At 59.7% G+C, this 22,717-nt stretch carries 14 protein-coding genes and 1 tRNA gene; 8 read left to right on the top strand and 7 right to left on the bottom strand.

Annotated features, from left to right (window positions below; all coding sequences use genetic code 11):
- From VNM72_15825 to rplI, 8 genes are all read left to right on the top strand, one after another.
- Positions 1–246 (top strand): hypothetical protein (locus VNM72_15825; GenBank protein HXF06861.1); only part of this gene is annotated, 246 nt, incomplete at its 5' end.
- A 37-nt stretch (positions 247–283) separates the two neighbouring features.
- Positions 284–359: transfer RNA gene (locus VNM72_15820), tRNA-Gln, on the top strand.
- Positions 360–378: 19 nt separating this feature from the next.
- Complete coding sequence (locus VNM72_15815) at positions 379–1,311, top strand: ribose-phosphate pyrophosphokinase (GenBank protein ID HXF06860.1); 933 nt, start codon at positions 379–381, stop codon at positions 1,309–1,311.
- A gap of 57 nt (positions 1,312–1,368) precedes the next feature.
- Positions 1,369–2,028: a 50S ribosomal protein L25 gene (locus VNM72_15810; GenBank protein ID HXF06859.1), complete on the top strand. Its 660-nt coding sequence runs from the start codon at positions 1,369–1,371 to the stop codon at positions 2,026–2,028.
- Positions 2,029–2,053: 25 nt separating this feature from the next.
- Positions 2,054–2,656, top strand: a complete 603-nt coding sequence (gene pth / locus VNM72_15805; GenBank protein HXF06858.1) for an aminoacyl-tRNA hydrolase — start codon at positions 2,054–2,056, stop codon at positions 2,654–2,656.
- Positions 2,657–2,786: 130 nt separating this feature from the next.
- Positions 2,787–3,197, top strand: coding sequence for a 30S ribosomal protein S6 (gene rpsF / locus VNM72_15800; protein ID HXF06857.1), 411 nt, complete (start codon positions 2,787–2,789; stop codon positions 3,195–3,197).
- Positions 3,198–3,249: 52 nt separating this feature from the next.
- Positions 3,250–3,489 carry a 30S ribosomal protein S18 gene (gene rpsR / locus VNM72_15795; protein ID HXF06856.1) on the top strand — a complete coding sequence of 80 codons (240 nt, stop codon included), beginning with the start codon at positions 3,250–3,252 and terminating at the stop codon, positions 3,487–3,489.
- Between the two features lie 58 nt (positions 3,490–3,547).
- Positions 3,548–4,006 (top strand): 50S ribosomal protein L9, encoded by a 459-nt coding sequence (gene rplI, locus VNM72_15790; protein HXF06855.1) that lies wholly within the window; start codon positions 3,548–3,550, stop codon positions 4,004–4,006.
- An 89-nt stretch (positions 4,007–4,095) separates the two neighbouring features.
- Here rplI and VNM72_15785 read toward each other — a convergent pair whose 3' ends face one another.
- From VNM72_15785 to xylB, 7 genes are all read right to left on the bottom strand, one after another.
- Positions 4,096–6,807 carry a hypothetical protein gene (locus VNM72_15785; GenBank protein HXF06854.1) on the bottom strand — a complete coding sequence of 904 codons (2,712 nt, stop codon included), beginning with the start codon at positions 6,805–6,807 and terminating at the stop codon, positions 4,096–4,098.
- Between the two features lie 218 nt (positions 6,808–7,025).
- Positions 7,026–9,419 (bottom strand): beta-L-arabinofuranosidase domain-containing protein, encoded by a 2,394-nt coding sequence (locus tag VNM72_15780; GenBank protein ID HXF06853.1) that lies wholly within the window; start codon positions 9,417–9,419, stop codon positions 7,026–7,028.
- 204 nt (positions 9,420–9,623) lie between these two features.
- Complete coding sequence (locus VNM72_15775) at positions 9,624–11,285, bottom strand: alpha-L-arabinofuranosidase C-terminal domain-containing protein (protein HXF06852.1); 1,662 nt, start codon at positions 11,283–11,285, stop codon at positions 9,624–9,626.
- 377 nt (positions 11,286–11,662) lie between these two features.
- Positions 11,663–15,523, bottom strand: a complete 3,861-nt coding sequence (locus tag VNM72_15770; protein HXF06851.1) for a carboxypeptidase-like regulatory domain-containing protein — start codon at positions 15,521–15,523, stop codon at positions 11,663–11,665.
- Between the two features lie 483 nt (positions 15,524–16,006).
- Positions 16,007–19,210 carry a TonB-dependent receptor gene (locus VNM72_15765; GenBank protein HXF06850.1) on the bottom strand — a complete coding sequence of 1,068 codons (3,204 nt, stop codon included), beginning with the start codon at positions 19,208–19,210 and terminating at the stop codon, positions 16,007–16,009.
- A gap of 610 nt (positions 19,211–19,820) precedes the next feature.
- A complete protein-coding gene (locus tag VNM72_15760; protein ID HXF06849.1) occupies positions 19,821–20,924 on the bottom strand; it encodes an aldose epimerase family protein in 1,104 nt (367 codons plus the stop codon).
- A 172-nt stretch (positions 20,925–21,096) separates the two neighbouring features.
- Positions 21,097–22,635, bottom strand: coding sequence for a xylulokinase (xylB, locus tag VNM72_15755; GenBank protein HXF06848.1), 1,539 nt, complete (start codon positions 22,633–22,635; stop codon positions 21,097–21,099).
- Between the last annotated feature and the right edge of the window lie 82 nt (positions 22,636–22,717).

Raw genomic sequence — 22,717 nt, 5'->3', positions numbered from 1 at the left:
GCCGGGAATGATCTTGAAGCGGTCATTCTCGATCATTTTCCCGCTGTCCGCCAGATGTTCGATCGGTTGGCGGACACGCGAGCGCAGGTCGTCCGTATGAGCGGCAGCGGTCCGACGCTGTTTGCGGTCTTTGACAACGAACAGGACCTGGCTGAAGCACAGGCGCGGGTTGCGCATGGATCGGTCCGAATCTGGCGCACGCGAACGGTGAGTCGCCGGGAGTACGTTGAGGCGATGGGACTCTGACAAAAAGCGGGCGAGCGCCGCTTGTCCTGGTGAGTGCTGGGGAGTAGCCAAGCTGGCAAGGCAGCGGACTTTGGATCCGCCATTCGGAGGTTCGAATCCTCCCTCCCCAGCCAGCTCGGTTGGAGCAGGGCAATGAACGATCTCAAAATTTTTTCCGGCAATGCCAACCGACCGCTAGCGGAAGAAATCGCCAGCTACTTGAAAGTCCCGCTGGGAGAGGCTCGCCTCGGTCGGTTCAGCGACGGGGAGATCAGCTTTCAGATTCTGGAAAATGTGCGGGGGGCGGATGTCTTCGTCGTGCAATCCACGTGTCCGCCGGTGGATTCCAATCTGATGGAACTGCTGATCATGCTCGATGCCTTTCGTCGGGCGTCGGCCTGGCGGATCACGGCCGTCATCCCGTATTTCGGCTATGCCCGTCAGGATCGAAAGGACAAGCCCCGGGTGCCGATTTCGGCCAAGCTCGTGGCCGATCTGCTGACGACGGCGGGAGCCAATCGCATTCTGGCCATGGATTTGCATGCCGGGCAGATTCAAGGCTTCTTCGATATTCCGGTGGATCATCTTTTCGCCGCGCCGGTGCTGGTGGATTATTTCCGCAAGCGGGCGATTCCTCAACTCGTCGTCGTCTCGCCGGATGCCGGCGGGGTGGAGCGGGCGCGGGCCTATGCCAAGCGACTCAATGCGGACCTGGCCATCATTGACAAGCGCCGGGAACAGGCCAATGTCGCCGAGGTGCTCCATGTCATCGGCGATGTTGCCGGCCGCAATGCCCTTATCGTGGATGATATGATTGACACGGCCGGGACGTTGCGCGAGGTCGCCCACGTCTTGATCAATCATGGAGTCCGCGAGGTCTTCGCCTGTTGCACCCATCCGGTGCTCTCCGGACCGGCCCTGGAGCGGATCAGGGAATCGCCGATCACCGAAGTCGTCGTCACCAACACCATCCCGCTCCATTCACATGACATTGACAAGATCAAGGTTCTGAGCGTCGCCCCTTTGCTGGGCGAAGCGATTCGATCCATTCATGAGGAGACATCCGTCAGCCGATTGTTCATCTGAAGAGGCGAGATGCATCACGGTGGCCCTCTCAGAGGGCCACATGGAGGTTTGTTTCGTATGAATTCGACCGACGTTGTCCTGAAAGCAGAGATTCGTCAGAGGCTGGGTAAAAACGCTGCCCGTCAGTTGCGACGGGAGGGCAAGGTCCCGCTCGTCCTCTATGGCGGGGACGAGCCTCCGCTGGCCTTGGCCGCCGCCCGAGACCGCGTTCTGGGGTTGATCCGCAGCATGGGTCACACGAAAATCTTCACCGTGGCGATCAACGGCGCGGGCTCGACCGCCGTTCTTTTCAAAGAGTGGCAGGTGGATCCGGTCAAAGGAACGCTCATTCACGCTGATCTGCTGCGGGTGGATATGACCAAGCCGACGCGACTGAGCGTTCCCATCGAGGTAGTGGGCGAACCGTTTGGCGTGAGGGCTCAGGGAGGACTTCTCGATTTCGCCACTCATGAACTGCGCATTGAATGTCTGCCTCACGCGATTCCCGAACGGATTCGCGTGGATGTGAGCGCCTTGAAGGTCAACGAACACATTGCCGTCAAAGACCTGGCCCTGGGCGATGCGATCAAGGTTCTCGAGGACCCGGAGCGGGTGATCGTGAGCGTTCTGCCGCCGCGGGTTGAGGAAGTGACTGCGCCAGCGCCTCCTATGGCGGAACCGGTGGAGCCGGAGGTCATTCGCAAGGGTAAGGCTGAGCAGGAGGAGGAGAAGGAGTGAGTCGCGCTCCTGTGAAGGAGCGGGCATGACGCAGGTAATGAAGGCCATCGTGGGATTGGGCAACCCTGGACCTGACTATGCGCGGACGCGGCATAACCTCGGTTTCCTCGTCGTTGACGCGCTGGCCGAGGGGGCGAGAATCTCGCTCGATCGGATTGAATGTGACGCCTTCGTCGGACGCGGAGGGGTGGCCGATGTCGCCGTGCTGCTGGCCAAGCCGCGCACCTTTATGAACCGAAGCGGGGACGCCGTCGCCTGTCTTGTTTCAACCTATGCGCTCGAACCTGCCGATGTGCTGGTCGTTGTGGATGATCTGGCCCTCCCGCTCGGGACGATCCGTTTGCGGCGGCGTGGTCGCTCCGGTGGGCATAACGGCCTGAAATCCATCATTGAGGCGCTGGGGACGACGGACTTCCCCCGACTGCGATTGGGGATTAAGCCGGAATGCCCCATCGAGGATACGGTGGCCTTCGTTCTCTCGGAGTTCGAGGAACACGAGTGGCCCCTCGTTGAGGCCATGATCGCGCGCGCCATTGAAGCGATCACGGTCTTTCTTCGGGAGGGCATTGATGCGGCCATGTCACGGTTCAACAGCAGGGCTCCGGAAATGATGGTGGGGCAGAGATGAAACAACGAAACTGCCGATCCGGTCGCCCGCTTGATCCGTCCACTCCTTGCCCGAGGGGGTATGCTCTCGGGCTGTTTTGATTCGTTCGCCGTCGGCGAACGAGAGAACATCCGAAAGGAGGAAATATCACGTGAGAACGTATGAGCTTTTATTCATCGCTCGGCCGACGCTCTCGGATCAGGAGGTGGAGCGTCTGAGCGAGCAGATCAGGAATTCCCTCACCACGCTGGGGGCAACCATCCTCAAAAGTCAGACGCTCGGGCGCCGGCAGCTCGCCTATGAGATTGATCGCTGTCGCGAAGGGACCTATGTGCTGTTTCACTTCGAGGGCAAGGGAAGCGAACTGGCCGAACTCGATCGCCGGTTGCGGGTGACCGATGCTGTCCTGCGCCATCTCATCGTGCGCATTGATGAGGATCTGAAGCGGGCCGAACGATTCAAGAGACTGCGCGCGCGAAAGGCGGCCCGCCTGAGACAGACCTCGGGACCGCGTCCAGCAATCCGACGAGAGTTCGAGGAGGTGATCGAGGATGAGCAATAATCCGAAGAAATCAAAGACGCCCCCTCCAGCGGAGAATTCCACGACGCAGCCGATGCCGGTGGTCGTTGCCGGACACCAGCGCGTGCGTCGTCGCCGGGAATGTCGCTTCTGCAAGGAGAAGATTGACCTGATTGACTACAAGGATGTGGAGCTTTTGCGCGCCTTCATCCCTGAGCGAGGGAAGATTCTCCCTCGTCGGTTGTCGGGAGTGTGCGCTCCGCATCAGCGTCGGTTGACGCGGGCGATCAAGCGAGCGCGCACAATGGCCCTGTTGCCCTATGTAACGGATTGAGATCGTCCCGGACCCCGAACGCGCACAAGGGGGATCAATAAAGACATCGGAGGGAGTTATGGCAACCGTCGAAGTGTTACTGAAAGAAGATGTGGAGAATCTCGGACGTCGAGGGGAAGTTGTGCGCGTCCGAGCGGGATTCGCCCGGAATTATCTGTTGCCGCGCCGGCTGGCAGTGCCCGCGACAGCCTCCAACCGAAAACAGTTCGAACAGGAGCGCCAGATTCTCGCCCGTCGCGAAACCCGTGAACAGCGACACGCCGAGATGCTCGCGGAAAAAATCCGGGCGGTGGAACTCATCCTCCCGCGCAAGATCGGGGAACACGACATGCTCTTCGGGTCGGTGACGGCGCTCGATATTGCTCACGCTCTCGCCGAGAAGGGAATCGAGGTGGATCGCCGCAAAATTCTTCTGGAGCAGCCGATCAAGTACCTGGGCGAGTATCAGGTCCCCATCAAACTCCACCGCGACGTCACGGTGACGGTCAAGCTCACGGTCGTCAAAGAGGACCAATGATGAAAAAGGTCACCGATCCTCGCGGACACCAAGAACCGGTGGGGATGGGTGAAACCTGTGGCCCTCCTTTGAGGGGCCACGACGGGATTTCAGGATCGGGGTGGGAGCACCCGTGCTTTTTGTACGAGTTTGTGCTCCCCTGTTTGCAAGGTGACGAGATACTCGCCTGGCGCGGCGATGCGTTGCTCAACCGCTCGTCCGCCCGGAGTCCCGCGACCGGCAACGGGGCCTCCCACGCCAAAATCCCATACGACGCGATTGATCCCAGCTCGGGTCGTCCCCGCGAGCGTGCGGATGACAGCACCCGAAGCATCGGTGATCGTGAGCGTCACCCCATCGGGCCTCTCCTCCCGCAGATAATAGGTGAGGACGAGTCCATTGGGTTCATTGGGGGTCATGATGTGACGATCCCCGAACAGCCGATAATTGCCCCAGGCCCCTTCGTTTCTCCGGGCGCGAGGACGAACGGCGAAAAAGTGGATCGGTTGAGCCACAACCTCTGAACTCAGCTCGCGCAGAGGGGTGATGTCGGTCACCCAGATGCCTCGACCATAGGTGCCCACCACCAGATCGCCCTCGCGCGGATGCACGAGCAGATCGTGTACCGGAACCGTCGGCATGTTTCCCTTGAGCGCCATCCACCGTCGGCCTCCATCGAGGGTGACGTAAACGCCCATGTCGTTACCGACGAAGAGAAGATTCCGATTCTGGTAATCCTCGAAGACGACGTTGATGGGGCGCTCGGGGAGATTACCCATCACGGGCGTCCAGGTCGCCCCGAAGTCGGTGGTCTTGAAGAGAAAGGGTCGGAAGTCGTCCTGGCGGCGGCGCGACTTAGCAACGTATGCCGTCGCCGCATCGAACCGTGAGGCGATCACCCGACTGACCCAGGCGTCTTCGGGCCCGCCGGCCTTCGCGATGGCCGACGTCACGTCGTTCCACGTGGCGCCTCCATCCCGTGTCACCCAGACCTTTCCGTCGTCAGTTCCGACCCAGATGATGCCCGCCACGACCGGCGATTCCGCAATCGTTGTGATGGTGCAGAACTGAATGCCCGCGCCCGGCTCGCTGATTTTGCTCGGATCGTTGGTCGTCAGATCGGGACTGATCTCTTCCCAGTGCTCGCCGCGATCGCGAGAGCGAAAGAGAACCTGCGCTCCGGTGTAGATGGTCTGGGGGTTGTGCGGAGAAAGATGAATCGGGCTCGTCCAGTTCCAGCGCAATCGCGGGAGAGTGGCCGGTCGCGTCGGTTCGATGATTTTTCGCTGGCGAAGCTTCTGATCCACTCGCGCCAGCCGACCGAACTCCTGGTTGTTGTAGAGCCAGCGGCTGTCGGTGGGATCCACCTGGTTATACATCCCGTCGCCGACGCCGACGGTCACCCAATCCTCCAGGCCGACGCTGCCCGACCAGCCGTTGCTCGGCCCCTTCCAGGATTCGTGATCTTGCAACCCGGCATAAATGTTGTAGGGGTCCTCCATATCCACGCCGATGGCGTAGACCTCGCCGAGCGGGAGATTGGCCAAATGGTCGCACGTTCGTCCGCCATCGTAGGAAATGAAGACGCCGCCGTCGGAGCCGGCGATTATCCGCTGGGGATTCTGAGGATCAATCCAGAGCGTGCGAAAATCGCCGAAGGCGCGGCGGAAGGGACGATCCTGCTGCGGGCCGCCACTCAAGCCCACCCACGTCCGACCGCCGTCATCGGAACGGGCAAGCGTCGCCCCGGTGATGAAGATGCGATCGGGATTGGCCGGATCAATGCGAATTTGATTGAACGCATAGCCGGTCTTACGGCTCACGTCGTCGCGCGGCGAGTTCATCTTCCGCCACGTCCGTCCTCCATCATCGGTGCGATAGATTTCTCCACCGATCAGAGGAGTGGCCGGCGATTGTCCTCGTTGCTCGGTCTGCCGCCCTGGATCGTCCGTTGCCGGTCGCGGGTTCCGATTATCAATGATGGCGTAGAGGATCTCCGGATTCTTCTGAAAGATGTCCAGCCCGATTCGCCCGATCGTCCCTTGGGGCAATCCTCCTTCTAATCGCCGCCAGGTCGCGCCGCCGTCGGTCGTCTTGTAGATGCCGCTGCCTGGGCCGCCGTCGTGCAATCGCCAGGGATAGCGTAAACACTCATACGTGGCAGCGTAAAGCGTCATGGGATCACGCCGATTGATGACCAGATCCACGGCTCCGGTTCGATCATTGACGTAGAGCACCTTCTGCCAGGTGCGCCCCCCATCCGTGGTGCGAAAGACGCCCCGCTCCTCATTGGGGGTGAACAGGTGTCCCATCGCTGCCACATAGACAATGTCGGGATTTGTCGGATGGATCACAATTCGAGCAATGTGATGAGTGTCCGCGAGTCCCAGATGCTGCCACGTCTTCCCCCCGTCTGTTGATTTATAGACGCCATCGCCCCAGTAGGCGCTGCGTGCGCTCGAGGCGTCACCGGTGCCGACCCAGACGATGTTCGCATTCGACGGAGCAACGGCGATGGCTCCAATCGAAGCCACGTTCTGATTGTCGAAGATCGGTTCAAACGTCGTCCCGTTGTTGGTCGTCTTCCACACTCCTCCGCTGCGGGCGGCCACATAAAACGTGTAGAGATGAGCCGTGGGGGGCCCGTCCGGCACCGCGATATCCGAAATCCATGCCCCGGCGCGGAACGGACCGAGATTGCGGTAGACAAATCCCGTGCGAATGATCTCCTCCAGCCGTCCCTCATCGGCTCGAAGCGGAAGCTGAAGACACGCGATCACGAGGAAAAAAACGAATCCGCTCACCATCTTTTTTCTAATCATCGTAGGCTCCCCCTGACGATTGTCACGACTGCGATTGGACGGGATGCGACCGCTCCCCCCAAGACCCATCGGAGTTGTGTCGTTCGTGTCCGGTTATGTTTGCTGGCGATTCCATCCGCTTCGTTGGTGATGAGGAATCCCCTCGAGCGATGATCAACAGGCGATCCCCGGGTGGAGCGGGGGATCGCCGCTCCACCCTCCGTGCATCTGTCCCGTGATTATTTTTGCTCTCGCGGAATGAGACGCACATCGAAGACCGCGCCGGTCAGCGCATTCGGATGGGCCTGGAACTTGACCGTAATGCGTTCTTTGCCACGCGTGAGGGCTTCGGGCAGCGGATACTCGACATCGAATAGCTCGGTGGGATGCATTTCCAGTCGTTCGGTGGCGATTTTCTCGCCTTCGACGAGAATATCGAAGACGCGATTGGGTCCCTCGCTGCCGCGATAGGTGCAGACGAGAGTGAGCGGTCGGGTGGGATCACCCTTGAGCTGATAGCTGAACCACCCGTTGCGGGCCGCCCGCCAGCGTCGGCCCTCGAAGAAGCCCTCGTTGCTGTTTTCACCCTGAAAGCCATGTTCGCGCTCGCTCGCCGGATCGTTGATGTTCACGGCGTCGAGAGTGAGCCGTTCGATCTCCCGACGACGGGCTTCGCGGGCGGCAATCTCGGCCTTGCGCTTCTCCCATTCCGCCGGCGTGTACACCTTCCAGTAGACGGTATACCGGCGGTCATGGAGTTTGTAGAACGGTAGCAACGTCACCTCGCGGGGCTGAGCCAATCCTTCCGTGCGGAACGTGAGCGGGCCCTCGGCCACCGGCTTGATTTTGGTCAGGACATCCTTCACTTCCGCGGCGACGAAAGCGGGGACCTCGACCGGGGGCACCCGACCAATACGCGGGGCGCTCGGTCCGTAGCGTTCGGCTTCGGTCAACCCCGTTGTGCCCAGATCACCACCGAGGACGATGGGACCATAGAGCACGGCGATCATCTTCGGATCATCGGGCATCGCTTCCAGGCGCAGGCTCATCGGCAGGCGCACATCAATGCGATCTCCATCCTTCCATTCCCGATCGAGCGTGACGTAAGAGCCTGGCTTCTCCGCGACGGTTTCCCGTCGCCCATTGACGGTCAAGGTCATCCCCGATACCGCCCATGAGGGATAGCGAATTTTCACCGCCAGGCGCACGGGACGCGCCGCCTTGATGATCAATCGGGTCGCGTCCTCTTCGGGGAAGCGCGTCTCCTGGCGCACGGTGATGCCTTTCTCCCGCCAGGTGACCTCCGAGGCGATGAACAGATTGACGTAAATGGATCGGTCATCGTGAAAGTAAATCGTGTCACCGTACTTGGCGTGGTTCTCCATTCCCGTTCCCACGCAGCACCAGAAGGAGTCCTCGGGCCGGGAGTACGTGCGAAACGCACCGGGACGAAGCGGCACGTAGTAACACATCATGCCGGTGGCCGGGTCCTGCGAGGCGAGAATGTGATTGAAGAGCGCTCGTTCGTAAAAGTCCATGTATTCGGCAGACGGATTCCAGGAGAAGAGGTGGCGCGTGAGCTTGAGCATATTGTAGGTGTTGCAGGTCTCGGTCGTTGCCGGTCCCAGCCGCCGGGAGAACTGCTCGATGGGGAAGAAGCGTTCGCCATCGGTGTTGCCGCCGATGACGTAGGACCGAAAGAGCGCCACCCGTCGCCAGAAGAACGTCGCAATGTCGGCGTAGCGGCGTTCACCCGTCAGCTCGTATTCTCGGGCCGCTCCGATCATTTTCGGGATCTGAGTGTTTCCGTGCAGGCCATTGAGCGGATCCTCCCCTCGCGCCAGCGGATCAAACAGGGCCTTGTGATCGAACAGCCGGGCCAGTCGCAGATGTTCCGGGTTGCCCGTTACGGCGTAGAGATTCGCCAGCACATCGTTCATGCCACCATATTCGGTTTCGAGCATTCGTTGCTGCTGGTCTTCACTCAACCGATCCATGCGGAACTTGACCCAATCGGCCATCTTGATCAGGATGTCCAGAGCCTGCCGGTTGTCACAATACAGGTACATGTCCAGCAGTCCCGCCATGATCTTATGCAGCGTGTAGTAAGGAGCCCACACCCGGACGCGCTTCTCCACGCGATCAATGAACTCCTCGGGAAAAGCCGAGAGGTAACCGGGGTGGAATCCTCGTTGGGGCATCGCTTCCTGAATCTTGGCCAGTTCGGCGACGACGGCATCGGCTTTCGTCTTGAATCGCGCATCGCCGGTGCTGGCATACATCAGCGCACACGCCGTGAGGAAATGCCCCAGGCTGTGGCCGCGCAGTTCCACGTCCGGCGCTTCCCAGCCCCCGTAGGGTTTGGCCGACGAAGGCAGCCCGGCATTCACCCGGAAGTTGTGAAGCAAGCGGTCCGTATCAATGCTGAGCAGGAAGTTTTGATCTCGCAGCATGGCTTGACGGAACGGCCCCTCCAGCAGTCGCACATCGGTGAGATCGAACGGGACCGCTTGAAGAGGAACCTTGTTGGGGACCTTGATCTTCTGGCTTTCGACTGCGCGCGATGCCACCGCGCTCCCCCAGGACGCCAGGAATGTGCAAATCATCGCAACGAGAGACAGTCTTTTCTTCATCTTCTCCTCCCTGGAAGATAAGCACTGATTCCCCGGATTACTGATTTGATCGGTTCATCAGTGAATTCGTGGATGCTTTTCTTCGTGGCAGGCATGAGCACATGAGTGATCCCTGCGAAAAGAGCCCGCGATGGACTGTGAAAGAGCGCCGTTGTTTTGGCTCGTGGCCGATCCCCGCTCATAGGCGATTATCAGGTCATCGCTTCAGCTCAGGGCGATCTCCAGTTTCGTCACCGAGGCCGGAGCAAAGCGATGGACGATCACCGGACCGCGCACCGGGATGGACTCCTCCGTCGGTACGACCCGGCGAGGGGCATCGAACGTATTACAGTCGTGGACATCGCGGGCCGTCAGCGTGGTCGCGGTCACAGAAGTCACCGTTGCTCCACGTACGACGATCTCCGTTTCCCGGCCGTCAGCGATGTGAGGATTGGTCACGGTCAGCGTCACGGTCTTTCCTTTGACCGAGGCCGACCCGTTGAGCCCCCAGAAGCTGTGCCGCCGGTTCTCCCGATCGGTCCATTCCACGCGCGGGGCGGAGAAGATCGTCCTCACCGCCTGTCCTCCCTGATGAGGCGCATACATGGCGAAGACGTAATAGGTCGGCGTGGCCACGAACTTCTCCCCATCGGCGAGAAAGAGCGAGTGGATGCAGTTGATGAGTTGAGCGATGTTAGCCATAGCGACTTTATCGGCGTGGCGGTTGAAGGTATCCAGGGTGAGACCGGCGACCAGCGCATCTCGAATCGTAGATTGCTGGCCGAAGAGATGCGTGGGAGCAACATTGGTGGTCATCCGATACCATGCGCCCCATTCGTCAACGACGAGCTTGACGCGGTGCTCCCGATCGGTCTCGCCCATGACCTGCCAGTGCGCCGTGATGAGCGATTCCATGCGGTCGGCGCTCTCCAGCAATTCGTACCATCCGGAGGTGTCGAACTTGAGCGCGTCGCCACCGGAGTAGCTCGAATAGTGATGGAGCGCCCAGCCCCACAAGCGATTGAAGGCGCGCCGTTCAGCCATCTTGGCGAAAAACCGGCGCGTCCACTCCAGATCGCGGCCGCTCGGACCCGCGGCGATGAAACGCAAGCCGACACCATAGTCGGGCACGGCCCAGGTGGTGAAGCGGCGGAACTCGGCGGCGTACTCTTCCGGCGTGAAATTTCCCCCGCAGCCCCAGGATTCATTGCCGATGCCCCAGTACCGCACGCCGAAGGGTTCGGGATCACCGTTGGCCTCCCGTTCCTGGGCCAGCGTCGTGCTGCCGCGGGGAGAGTTGCAGTATTCAACCCACCGATGAAAAACGTCGGCAGGTAAGGTCCGAAGATTCACGGCCAGATAGGGAGCTGCTCCCACCAGGCGACAGAATCGCAGGAACTCGTGCGTGCCGAAGTCATTGGGCTCGTACTTCTGCGGCACGATCCCGACCGAGGCCCATTCGCGTTGATCTATCCAGAAGTTGGTGCGACGGGGCCGTCGCTGGCGCGGACCGATCCCATCGCGCCAGTCGTAGGCGTCGGCGAAACATCCTCCGGGCCAGCGAATGACAGCCGGCCGAATCCGCTGGAGCGCTTCCACCAGCGCCCGACGAATCCCCCCGATGTTGGGAATCGGCGAGTTCTCGCCCACCCACACGCCATCGTAGATGACACCGCCGAGATGCTCGATGAAGTGACCGTAGATTTCCGGGGCAATTGTCGCCGTCGGTTCGCCGAGCAGGACCTCAATCCGTGAGTCCGCCGCTGGAGCGACAAAAGCCCGAGCTGCGATGGAGCCGAGCGACCATCGGGTCGGTCGCCCGAGCAACGCTGCCGTCGCGCCCAATGTCGTCGTCAAGAACTCACGCCGCCGGTGTTTCCTCATCATGGTCTTCCTCTGACGGAGTGGCGAAAAGTGGCGCAGGCTTTGCGGCTTACGCAGCCATCGCCGACGGGAAAGCCGGCGCCACGTGTGCCTCAATGTACACCCTTGTTTTCACACCGATCAACTACGTGCCGGAGAGCATTCTCGTTACACCATCGTACTTTTCCATTCAGCGTGTTATTCACGCCCTGCAATATGCAGCCCCAGCGAACAAAGAGATGAGCCGACCGGCGAATCACCCTCTCCCCGGCCGGCCCGTTGTTCGTGTCACGAATGAAAGGCCCCCCGTAGAGGAGCGCCCGTGGGTGGAACTCCTTTTCATGAGTCACGTGAGCGACGATCCATGAATCACCCCCTTTTATGCGCGCTTGTGAGCCCTCCTAGAAACTGAGCGTGGCCCGCAGATTCACCGTGCGATTTCCCGTTGGTGCACCCACCACGCCGAAGGATGTACTGAAGACGTTCGTATTGGGGAAGCCCCATCGTGGGTGATTCAGAACGTTGTTGAAACCAGCAAAGATCTCCAGGCGAGTCCTCTCGGACAGGGAGAAATTCTTGGCGATGGAGACATCCCACTGGAAGGTATTGCGATCCCGGAGAAAGAGCACTTGCCCGAACTCGCCCGGTGTGGTGTTGGGAGCCAGGAACTGAGGATTGGCCCGGCCATCGGGACCGATCAGTCGCGGGTCAACGGCGAGCCGCTGCAGATCAGTTGCTCCCGCCCGGCCGGTCAAACGACGCAACGGGGCGTTGAACATCCGCTGAATGTCTTCAAGGGTGACGCCGGGAGCGAGTCGGACGCCGTTGCGGTAGGGATTATTGTTCAAGGCATTGACTGTCTCGAAGCCGCCCGTCAGTTGGATCGGCGCTCCCGTCTGGAAGACGAAGATCGAACCCAAGGTCCACCCTCCGATCACTGCATCGAGGAAGCGGTTGTTGACCGAAAGCCACCGCCCTCGCCCGAAGGGCAGGTCATACGTTCCGAAGGTTTGAATCACGTGCCGAATGTCAAAAGGCGAGACTTGACGATCGAGCTTGATGTTGCGCAGGGTGGTGAAGTCACGGCTCTGATTTTGATTATCTACGGCGAGATTGGTCAGGCTCTTACTCCAGGTGTAGTTCGTCGTCCAGGTTAAGCCGTGCGACAGGCGTTGTCGGAGTTGAACCTGCAACCCGTTGTAGCTGTGCCAGCCGGTGTCGTCTACATAATTGAGGCGACCGGCCACATAGGGATTGAGCAAAAAGAAGTTGATGGGATAGGGGCCGGGCGCGTTGTACCGTGGATCAATGCGCAGGCAGGGACTGAAGGCGCTGCCGAACATCCGACAGACGTAGTTGGGGTTGGTGGCCAGGGTCGCTGCCAGCGCTCCGGCCGCTCCCGTTTGCAATTGGGTGATGAAAGTGGGTGACTGGTAGCCGGAGCCGGGCGCAATCGCCGGCACGCCGCCGCGAGGTCCAAAGGCCGCATCAAAGATCGGCAGCGGCACCTGACCGGGCAGTCCTCGATACTGGAAACTATTGACGCCCGCCGCCTGGTTAATCGCCAGGTTTCGTTGAGCGTTCTTGAACTCCTCCAGGAACCCGTTCTCGAAGATGTTCACCTCGTTGAGATTGCTCGTGCGCCAGGAGAGCTTCGATTGATTCCCCACGTAGCGGATCTCCAGCACCGTCCCCTTGCCCAGTTCGCGCTGAATTCCCACGTTCCAGTTAATGGTGTAGGGGGCGCGGAGCGTCGGATCAAATCCGCTAATGGTGCGAGCGAAGGTCTGGTCGGCTTGATTGACGATCTTCTTATACTCGCTGGTGGTGAAAGCAAACGATGAAGCGGTGAGCGGATTGGCGACAATGTCCGACAGCGTGTAGAACGCCGGCAGATTGGTTTGTCCCGGCTGTCCCGGAATGAGAGGGATCGCACTGATGAGCTTTCCGACGTTGGGCCCCAGGTTGGCTGCGAAAAACTGGGTCCCTTCGTCGTAGTAGATGATCCCATAGGAAGCGCGAAAGACGGTTTTCCCATCGCCCAGGAGTTTGCCCAACCAGCCGGAGAGTCGCGAGGGATTCCACGCCAGACCGAGATTGGGCGCCAGATTGCGCCAGTCAGTACGATAGGGAACGCGTCCCGCCTCGAGCGTGGGATTGGTATTTCCGCTCAGTTCGCCGGGGGCGAACAGCCGCCGCGAGGGGCCAAAGATGGCGGCGAGATCGGGCACGGCAGCCAATCCTTTTCCATCTTTCATCGGTCCCTGAATCTCCCACCGCAGTCCGTAGTTGGCGGTCAGGCTCCTCGTGATTCGCCACCGATCCTGCACATAGACGCCTCCCATGAGAGAATTGGTCCAGGTGAAGTTGATGAAGCCATCGTATTTGAACGTGTCGGGATTGACTACCCGGACGAAGTTGGCGACGGATACGCGACCCGTCAGCAGATTGTACAGCGCCAGCGGATTCCCCAGTTCGGTGTTGTTGATCCCCGGAATTGTCGTGGTGGTGAAGGCCGTTGCCGCCTGCAACGGGTCACCCGAGGGCGTGCCCAGTCCATAAGTGGGAAGCTGAAAGACTTCCGCCGAGTCGTTCCACACCGTCTTGCGGAGGCTGCCGCCGAGCGTAATGGTGTGTTCGCCCCGAGTGAGCGTCAGCGTGTCGTAGATCGTGGTGATGTAATGCCGGCCCGTGACGTTTTGCTGATCAATGAAGGGCACGGTCACTCCGAAAGGAAGCGTCGCTCCAATCCGAAGCGGCGTGCCATCAAACTGGTAGTAGAGACCATACTCGGCGCGGGTATTGGTGTCCCCACTGTGTTGCACTCCATAGCGCAACTCGTTGAAAGTTCGAGTGGAGAATGTTGATTGCAGACCCACCGACCAGATGAAATAGCCCAGACGGAAGGGATTGGTCCGATTCACTCCCGGCACCGGCAGGCGTCGTCCTCCCGGCTGCCAACTGTGATAGTAGTTCCAGGTGAAGGTGAATTGCTGCTGGGGCGTGATGTGATAGTCATAGCGCACGGTGGGGAAGTATTGATAGAGATTGTTCTCCTCATCCCAGCTATAAACGTCGGCATTGAGATCGGTATCGGGAACCCGCGTCGCAAACTGTGGGACTTGATTGTGCAGCGCCAGGATCGTTTGCGTCACCCGGTCGAGCCTGGTCGGTAACCCCCGTCGAGCGGCTAACTCGAGAACGTTAACCGTTCTCACCTGATCTGTCGTACCGCTGACGATGTAAGTGTAGATACCGCGCTGAGCCTCCGGTGTGGGGACGGAGACGGTGCGCACTTCTCGCAGGGGTTGAAGACGTCGCTCGAAGTTGACGAAGACGAACATCTTGTCTTTGAACGGGCCGAAGGGGAGCAGCGGACCGCCGAAATTGCCGCCATAGTCGTGAATGCGATTGCGAACTCGAGGCAACCCCTGGGCATTCCTCGCCCATGTGTTGGCATTAAACTTCTCACTGCGCGGCTCATAGAAGAGGCTTCCGTGATACTCCTTGCCGCCCCGGCGCGTGGTGAATTTGATGTTGGAGCCGCTTTGCGCCCCCGAATCGGCTCCAAGACCGCCCGTTTCGATGGAAACTTCTTCAACGGCTCCCAAGCGCACGGGCACCGTCATGAAGAAGACCGTTCCACCGCTTTTGAACCCGTTGGAGGCGTTGTTGATCCCATCTACGGTGACATTGAGGGCTCCTCCCGCGAGATTGTTGTACCGTGTGCTTCCGCCGGTCGCCGGTGCTGCCCCGGGAGCCAGCCGCGCCAGAGCCAGGACGTTGCTCCGGTTAATGACCGGGAGCTTGGAGATCGTGTCGGTCCGGAGCGTCGTGGCAACCAGTTGGGACGATGTCTCCAAACCCTCGGTTGTGCCCGCTACGACTTCAATCGTCTCGGTCGGTTGCCCGACTTCGAGCCGGACGCGCACATCCGTCGTCTGGCTGGTCAAGACCGTGATCTGGGAAAGAACGGCGGTTTGAAATCCCGGTGCGGTTACCGTGATCTCGTAGCTGCCACTGGCCAAATCGGGGAACAGGAATGTTCCTCGATCGCTTGATGTCGTCTCCTTTGTGATACCGGTTTTTACATCCTTCAAGATGACCTTGGCGTTGGCGACAACAGCGCCGGTGGGATCCTCAACCGTCCCGGAGATCGCCCCGACAATTCGCAATTGTGCCAGCGCTGGAAACGGGCTGAGAACATACCCGGCCACTACGCCCGCCAAAGCGAAATGCCGCAGAAAGTGTTTCAGCCTCATGGCACATCCTCCCTTCCAGATTTTTTATTTATGATGCCCGATCCTTTTCCCCTTCTCAGTCCGTGCGGGGAAATTCCGTAGGCAGAGATGTGCCCGAGGAAAAACATCCTCTCCTCGGCATCCTGGTGCATCGGTGTTGGAGGAGGTATTTATCTCGCTTCCTCCGGAGCCCCAGTCTCCGAGCACATAATTGGCCTTCGAACTCCCGGCCTCCCGCGTCGGTCCTGAATTGAGCGTGTACCGGGATCACCATGAGTGCGCACACCAGGCGACACAGGCATCGAGGAGGGAACAGAAACCGCTCATCAAGAATCTTGTACTTTCTCCTTCGCATTGGAAAGAGCCCTCCCCGTCGGTTGTACGAATACCTTGACTTCCGACCTCTTCACGAGCGGCGGGGGGGGAGAAGCCTCCTGGGGATCCAAAAAGGCTTCCCCCCGCGCCTGAGCCAGAGACCTGCTCGCGGGGTTCTGATGCGCCCGTTTAGAAGATGAACTTCAACGCGAGCTGTACATCACGACCCGGTGAGGCAGACGTCGAACGACCGAAGACGGTGCTCACGAGATTGGACGCTGGCGTTCCCAGATTGACCCGATTGAAGGCGTTGAAGAATTCCGCCCGCACCTGAAGCGTGGCGCCTTCGCCCGTGACCCAGGGCATTCGGATGTTTTTGAACAGCGAGAGATCGGTGCTGGCGTAGCCCGGACCCCGGAACGTGTTGCGGCCCAGGTTGCCGAGCGAGCCGCTGGGCGGCAGCGGGAAATCGCTCACGCTGAAGATTCCCCGCAAGTAGTCGCTGCGGCTGAGATCGCGCTTGGTATTGCCGAAGCTCGGGGTGTTGGGCCGATCGTTGTTCGTTCCGTCGGCATTGAAATCTCCACGTGGATAGGCCGCCGAGGTGAAGACGGTGAAGGGGGCTCCCGACTGAAGTTGCACAATGGCATTGAGCTGCCAGCCGCCCAGGATATGCTTGATGACGGGCCGCTCCTTCCAGAAGGGGATCTCCCAGATGGCGTTGATGGCCAGCTTGCGCCCGCGATGGAAGCCGGTGACAGAGCGGTCGAGATCGCGTCGGGTGACTTCAACGGCAGCACCGGGCGTCTCCAGCGCCTTGCCGAAGGTGAATGCCGCTTGCAGAGCAAATCCGCCACTGTAACGCCGATTGACCTGAATCGTTCCGCCATGGAAGCTGGAACTCGCTCCGGTCTCGCCAAGCCCCACCGAGGCGAAACTCGGGTTGAGCCGGTCAAGTCGCCCATCGAGCAAATCACCAGCAAACCGGTTGTAATCCTCTCCTCCCGGCCCATCGCCGGTGTGCAGATGGCGACCAACCGAGCCGATGTAGTTGACCTCGACGACGAATCCTCCGGGAAGTTCCTGCTGGAATCCGAGGAACCAGTTCTGGGCATATGGCGTCGTCACGTTGGGATCAACGACGCGCAACGCGACGCGCGCGCCGCGAATTCCTCCACGTTCATCGAGGCCTCGCCCCAGGCCCGGATTGGGCGGATAATTCGGGCCCAACGTGTAGACAATCGGTGGCGCTCCCGGCGTGCGCACATCAGTCGAGGCCTGAGCGAATCGCGGCGGATTGAATTTCTCGTCGGTGTAGACGGTGTTGTTCAGCCGATTGTACGCAATCCCCGTTCCACCGCGAATGACGAACCGACCCCGTCCAAACGGATCCCAGGCGAACCCGAACCGAGGCGCGAAGTTATTGTTGTCGGACTCGAAGAGCTTCTTCACCGGACCGACTCGCGCCGTTGCGATCCGCTCGAAGACGTTGGTTCCCGGCCCGTAAATGATGTTTTGCAATCGGTCGTAGCGTTCACTGGGCGTGCCGAAGTTCTCGTATCGCAAACCGATATTCAGCGTCAGATTTCGGCGCACCTTCCAGTCGTCTTGAATGAATAGCCCGTACTCGAAATTGCGATAGTACCCGTCAATGCCCGTCGCTAACCCGGTGGCCGGATTGACGGCTCGCGTCTCCGTCAACGGCTCATCCATGGCGAAGTTGAGGATGCTGTTGAAGGTGTAACTGGGACGCTGCCAGTGATGGAAATCGTGATTATCCTGAATGCGGCGAACCTCGGCCCCGATCTTCACCCCGTGATTGCCCCGCGTGAGCATCAGCGTGTCCTTGAACTCAAACACATTCTGGGCAAACCGGATGGGAATCCAGAAGAGAGTGCCGAATCCCGCTCCCAGTCCGGTGATCCCGATGGTCGGGGATTCGGGATTTTCATCGGGGAAATTGCCGCGCATGCGCAGGTACCCGAAGCTCCACTCATTGACCGTCCGAGGAGATACAATGTGCGTGTAAGCGAGGTTCAGAAACTGATTCCGGTGGGGATACTGCTGAGCGAACTTCGGACGCACGGCAGCATCGCGGGAGTTGAAGCGGGTGATGTAGTAGGTGCCGCGGAACCGTCCCTTCCCATCAAAGAGAAGTCGGTCCACACGACCGTTGAATTGATCACCCATGCGGGTGCCCGCCGGAGCCACCGTGATGGTGCCTACGTCGGGAATTCCATCGGGCGGACCAATGTTGGTCGCACCCGGCACCGGGCTCCCCAAATCACGTAAGCCCGTCGTCGGATAGGCCAGCGGCGGATAGTTCTTCAACAGTTGCGCGGCAATCGAATTCGGGCGCGTCCGCTGCACCAGATCAACGAACTCCCGCGTCTCAACAGTCGTGACGAAAGCTTGACCCGTTGCCTGACGCAACCCCTCATAAGAGGTGAAGAAGAACATCTTCTCCTTGCGAATCGGACCACCAAGACTGAAACCGAAATCGTTGCGGCGCGTCTCGGGCACAATGCGCTGTTTTTCCTCCTTGGGGGCGTCGCGCCGGAGGGCTCCTCGGGCAAAGATATTCAGCGCCTGAAGATTGTCGTTGCGATGAAAAACATAGAGAGATCCATGAAATTCGTTGGTGCCCGATTTCGTCACCACGCTGATCATCGCGCCGGCATTGCGGCCGTATTCCGCCGACTGATTGTTGGTGATCACCTGAAACTCCTGAACCGAGTCAACGTTGGGCGTGATGAGCACCGTTCCCGCCCAGGGATTGCCGTTGATGCTGGCTCCATCAACGGTGGCGCTGGTTGTGCCCGCGCGCAAGCCGCTGGCATTGAGCCCAATGCCGCTCTCGGGCGTGACGAAATCGTTGCCCGTCCCCAGTCCGGTGATGCCCGGCTGCAAGGCCGCCAGTTGAAAGATGTTCCGCAATTGAAGAGGTAAATCCACGATCTTCTTCCGCTCGACAACCGCCGAGATGTCGCCTTTCTCCGTTTGAAGCTGGGCCACACCCGCCGTGACCTCGATCGTTTCCTCCACCGCTCCCGGTTCGAGGACGAAGTTCATCCCCAGCGTCGCACCGACGAACAAAACGACATCCGTTCGCACGATCTTCCGGAACCCTTGCGCTTCAACCGTCACATCGTAGCGGCCTGGCGGAAGATTCACGATCCGGTAAACACCACTTTCGTTGGTCAGGGCCGTGCGCACCTCCCCGGTCTCTTTGTTCGTCACACGGACCGTTGCCCCGGGGACGACCGCCTCGGTCTGATCCACTACGGTTCCCTGAATGGTTCCAAGCTGCTGCTGTGCCACAGCCGCCGATCCCCAGGCAGCAAAAAGCAGCAGCGAGCAAAGAAAAAGGGCCTTCGATTTCTCTCCCCTCATAGGTTCGCCTCCTGTGATTTTTACTCTTTCGTGGCGGGTGCGAACACACTGAGGAAGTAGCAGTGATGGATTGCTGGATCTTTCTCTGGCAGGCAAAACCTCATGATCTCCCCCTCGATAGCTCGCTCCCTCCACGCCAGATTGCTGTTGGCTCTGGCTGGAATTCCCTTTGCAATAGAGATGGTGGCAGGCTATCCGAGCCGTCCATCATCTCCACGAGTGGCCGAAGCTGACTCCCGGTTGCCAGGACTTACCAGATGACCTGTTTGAAACTGCTTGATTTGCACCATTTCTGCACCACGTACAACCGGTGTCACCTGCATTTTACGACTCGAAATGACCACTTGTCAAGAATTTTTTTGATTGAAATTTCCAAAAACAAAAATCTTTTTGCTTAAAAAGTGACAAAATCGTGATTCCCGGGGTGCTGCCTTGTAGGTCGGGTACCCGGATGGCTCCCCGCGAGGTGTGGCACAGGCTTCCCAGCCGGCTTTCCGCAGACTGGAAAGTCTGCGCTACCTGTAGCGCAGGCTTTCCAGCTTGCGCTTTTTATAATGAAGTCAGCAGCGGGAGGTGATCTTGACCTCTATCCGCCCGGTCCCCCCGGAAGTTACTGCCCCGGCGATGGGCTGACGGAGAACTTGTAGACGGTCGTCTGTCGGTACTGCTGGCCCGGAGAAAGAACCACCGAAGGGAAATGGGGCTTATTCGGTGAATCGGGGAAGTGCTGAGCTTCGAGGCAAAAGCCCGCCCGCCGTCCATACACCCTGTTGGCCTTGCCGGTGATGGAGCCATCGAGGAAATTACCGGAATAAAACTGAAGTCCGGGTTCGGTCGTGTAGACCTCCAGGACACGCCCCGTGCGCGGTTCTTCGACGCGGGCCGCCAGCGTCAACGGAGCATCGCTTTTGTTCAGAACCCAGTTATGATCGTAGCCGTGACCGAACAGCAGTTGTTCATCCTTTTGCTCGATGCGAGCACCAATCGGTGTGGGCCGCGTGAAATCCAGGGGCGTGCCTTTGACGCTCCGGATTTCCCCTGTGGGGATGAGTGTACGATCAACCGGAGTGAAGAGATCGGCGTTGATCCGCAGACGATGCTCGAGAATATCTCCCGTTCCGGCGAGATTGAAGTAGGAGTGGTGGGTGAGGTTGAGGATCGTCTTTTTGGTCGTCCTGGCAAGGTAATCAATTCTCAACTCGTTGGCATCGGTGAGCGTGTAGGTGACCGTCACCAGTACGGTTCCCGGATAGCCCTCTTCACCGTCCCGGCTGCGATAGGTGAGACGGACGCCCACTCCTTGCCGGGTCCTCACGGGTGAGGCCTTCCACACGACCTTGTCGAAGCCCTTGATCCCGCCGTGAAGGTGATTCTCACCGTCATTTTGCGCCAGCCGGTATTCTCGACCGTCGAGGGTGAATCGTCCCTTCGCAATGCGGTTGGCATAGCGCCCGATGATCGCGCCGAAGTAGGGGCGATTATCTTTGAGGTAACCTTCCAGCGTGTCGTAGCCGAGAACGACATCCCCCAGTGTTCCGTTTCGATCCGGGACTTTGACCGAGACGACAATGCCCCCGTAGTTGGTGATCTTCACCTCCATGCCGTTGCGGTTGGTGAGGGTGAAAAGGTCAACCGGAATGCCCTCAGCCGTGCGGCCGAATCGCTGGCGCGTGATTTTTTGAGCGGCGTCTGCTGCCATTGGGCCCATGCTCATCCAAAAGAGGATCAAGAGACATTTTCCCCACGCTCTTCGCGTCATGGTTGTCTTCCCTCACAGGACGATCGGAATTGTCCTCGCTTTGACCCTCGCTCACGTCAGGTCCCGCGGCGGTCGCTGCGCTCATTACCGGCGAGCCCTCTCTCCAGTGACGCCATCTTCGCTCTCTTCAAGAGCGTTCGGTGGAAGACGTCACAAAGGCTCGATGCCGAGCGAAGACCGATCTCAGATCGAATGCAATGGATTCAAAGATCGGCTGGAGCCGTTCGTAAATGCGCACGGCAGCGGCTTGGGGGAAGGCTCGCGTTGTCTCATTGAGGGTGACGTAGCGCTCGGCCACTTCTTCGATGGTGAGCGTGCTTCCGCGTTCCCGCTCCGACACCCAGAGAGCATGAAGGGCGGCGCCGTAGGCGGCTCCCTCCTCATTGTCCGGGCAGACGACGGGACAGGCGAAAACATCCGCCACGATCTGTCGCCACAGGGCGCTTCGCGCTCCTCCGCCGGTGAGGCGAATTTCCGTGGCCGAGATCCCCAGCTCGCGCAGCCGTCGCACACCATAGTTCAGTCCCAGGGTGACGCCTTCCAGAGCCGCCCGCGCCAGATGTGCGGGGTCAAACGTCGCCTCCCGGAGGCCGAACAGGACACCCGTCCCGTCGGGACAATTGGGCGTGCGCTCCCCTTCAAAGAACGGGACGAGAATTAATCCATCAGCTCCGGGCGGAACCGATGCCGCCAGTTCGGCATACTGATCGTGATCGAGCTGAAATCTCCGCCGTACCATTTCCGTTGCCACCGTGACATTCATCGTGCACACGAGCGGCAACCATCGTCCTGTCGCATCGCAGAAGGCCGCCACTTCGCCTTTGGGATCAATGATCGGCCTGTCCGAGCAAGCGTAAACTGTGCCTGAGGTTCCCAGACTCGCTGTCACAATTCCCGGTCGTACGTTTCCCGTGCCGATGGCGGCCATCATGTTATCGCCGCTGCCGGTGACGATCACATCCTCACTCACTCCCCATCGCCGCGCCAGTTCCGGACGCAGCCGTCCCGCCGGTTCGGTCGAAGGGATGAGCGGCGGGAGTTTGTGGATCAACGACGGATCAATGGCGTCAATGACCTCCTGGCACCACCGGCGATGGCGCACATCCAGAAGCGCCGTCCCCGAGGCATCACCGTATTCCATGACCTGTCGCCCCGTCAACCAATAGACGAGATAATCGTGGGGCAAAAGAACCGTCGCCAGTCGAGCGTAGTTGTGCGGTTCGTTTTCTTTGAGCCAGAGGATTTTGGACGCCGTGTATCCGGGGAGAATGTTGTTGCCGAGAAGCTCAATCGTGCGCTCCACGCCGCCCAGCCGCTCGATGAGCGTGTGGCATTGATCGGCTGTCGTTGTATCGCACCAGAGTTTGGCCGGTCGGATCACGGATCCTCGAGCGTCCAGAGGAACAAAACCATGCTGCTGGCCGGAGATGCCAATGGCCACGATCTCCTGACGACGATCGCTCAACGATGCGATCACCTGCTCGATGGATCTCTCGGCGGCGCGAATCCATTCGGTTGGATCCTGCTCCTTGCATCCGGCGACGGTCGAGGGAAGCATCTGGTGAGGGACCGTGTGGCTGGCGATGATCTCTCCGCTCGTCGCATCAAAGAGCACCGTTTTTGTACTCTGGGTGCCGCTGTCAATGCCAATCGTGTAGCGTCCCATCGCTTTCTCCTTCTCGCTCGTGAGTCTCGCTCGGTGTCTGATCGGGCCGTCTCCGGGTCCTGGCAAGACGGAGGGAGACCAC

It is taken from the genome of Blastocatellia bacterium, from assembly GCA_035573895.1.
Lineage (GTDB): Bacteria > Acidobacteriota > Blastocatellia > HR10 > HR10 > DATLZR01.
The sequence above is the reverse complement of the archived record's forward strand: the minus strand, read 5'-3'. Positions and strand labels throughout refer to the sequence as shown.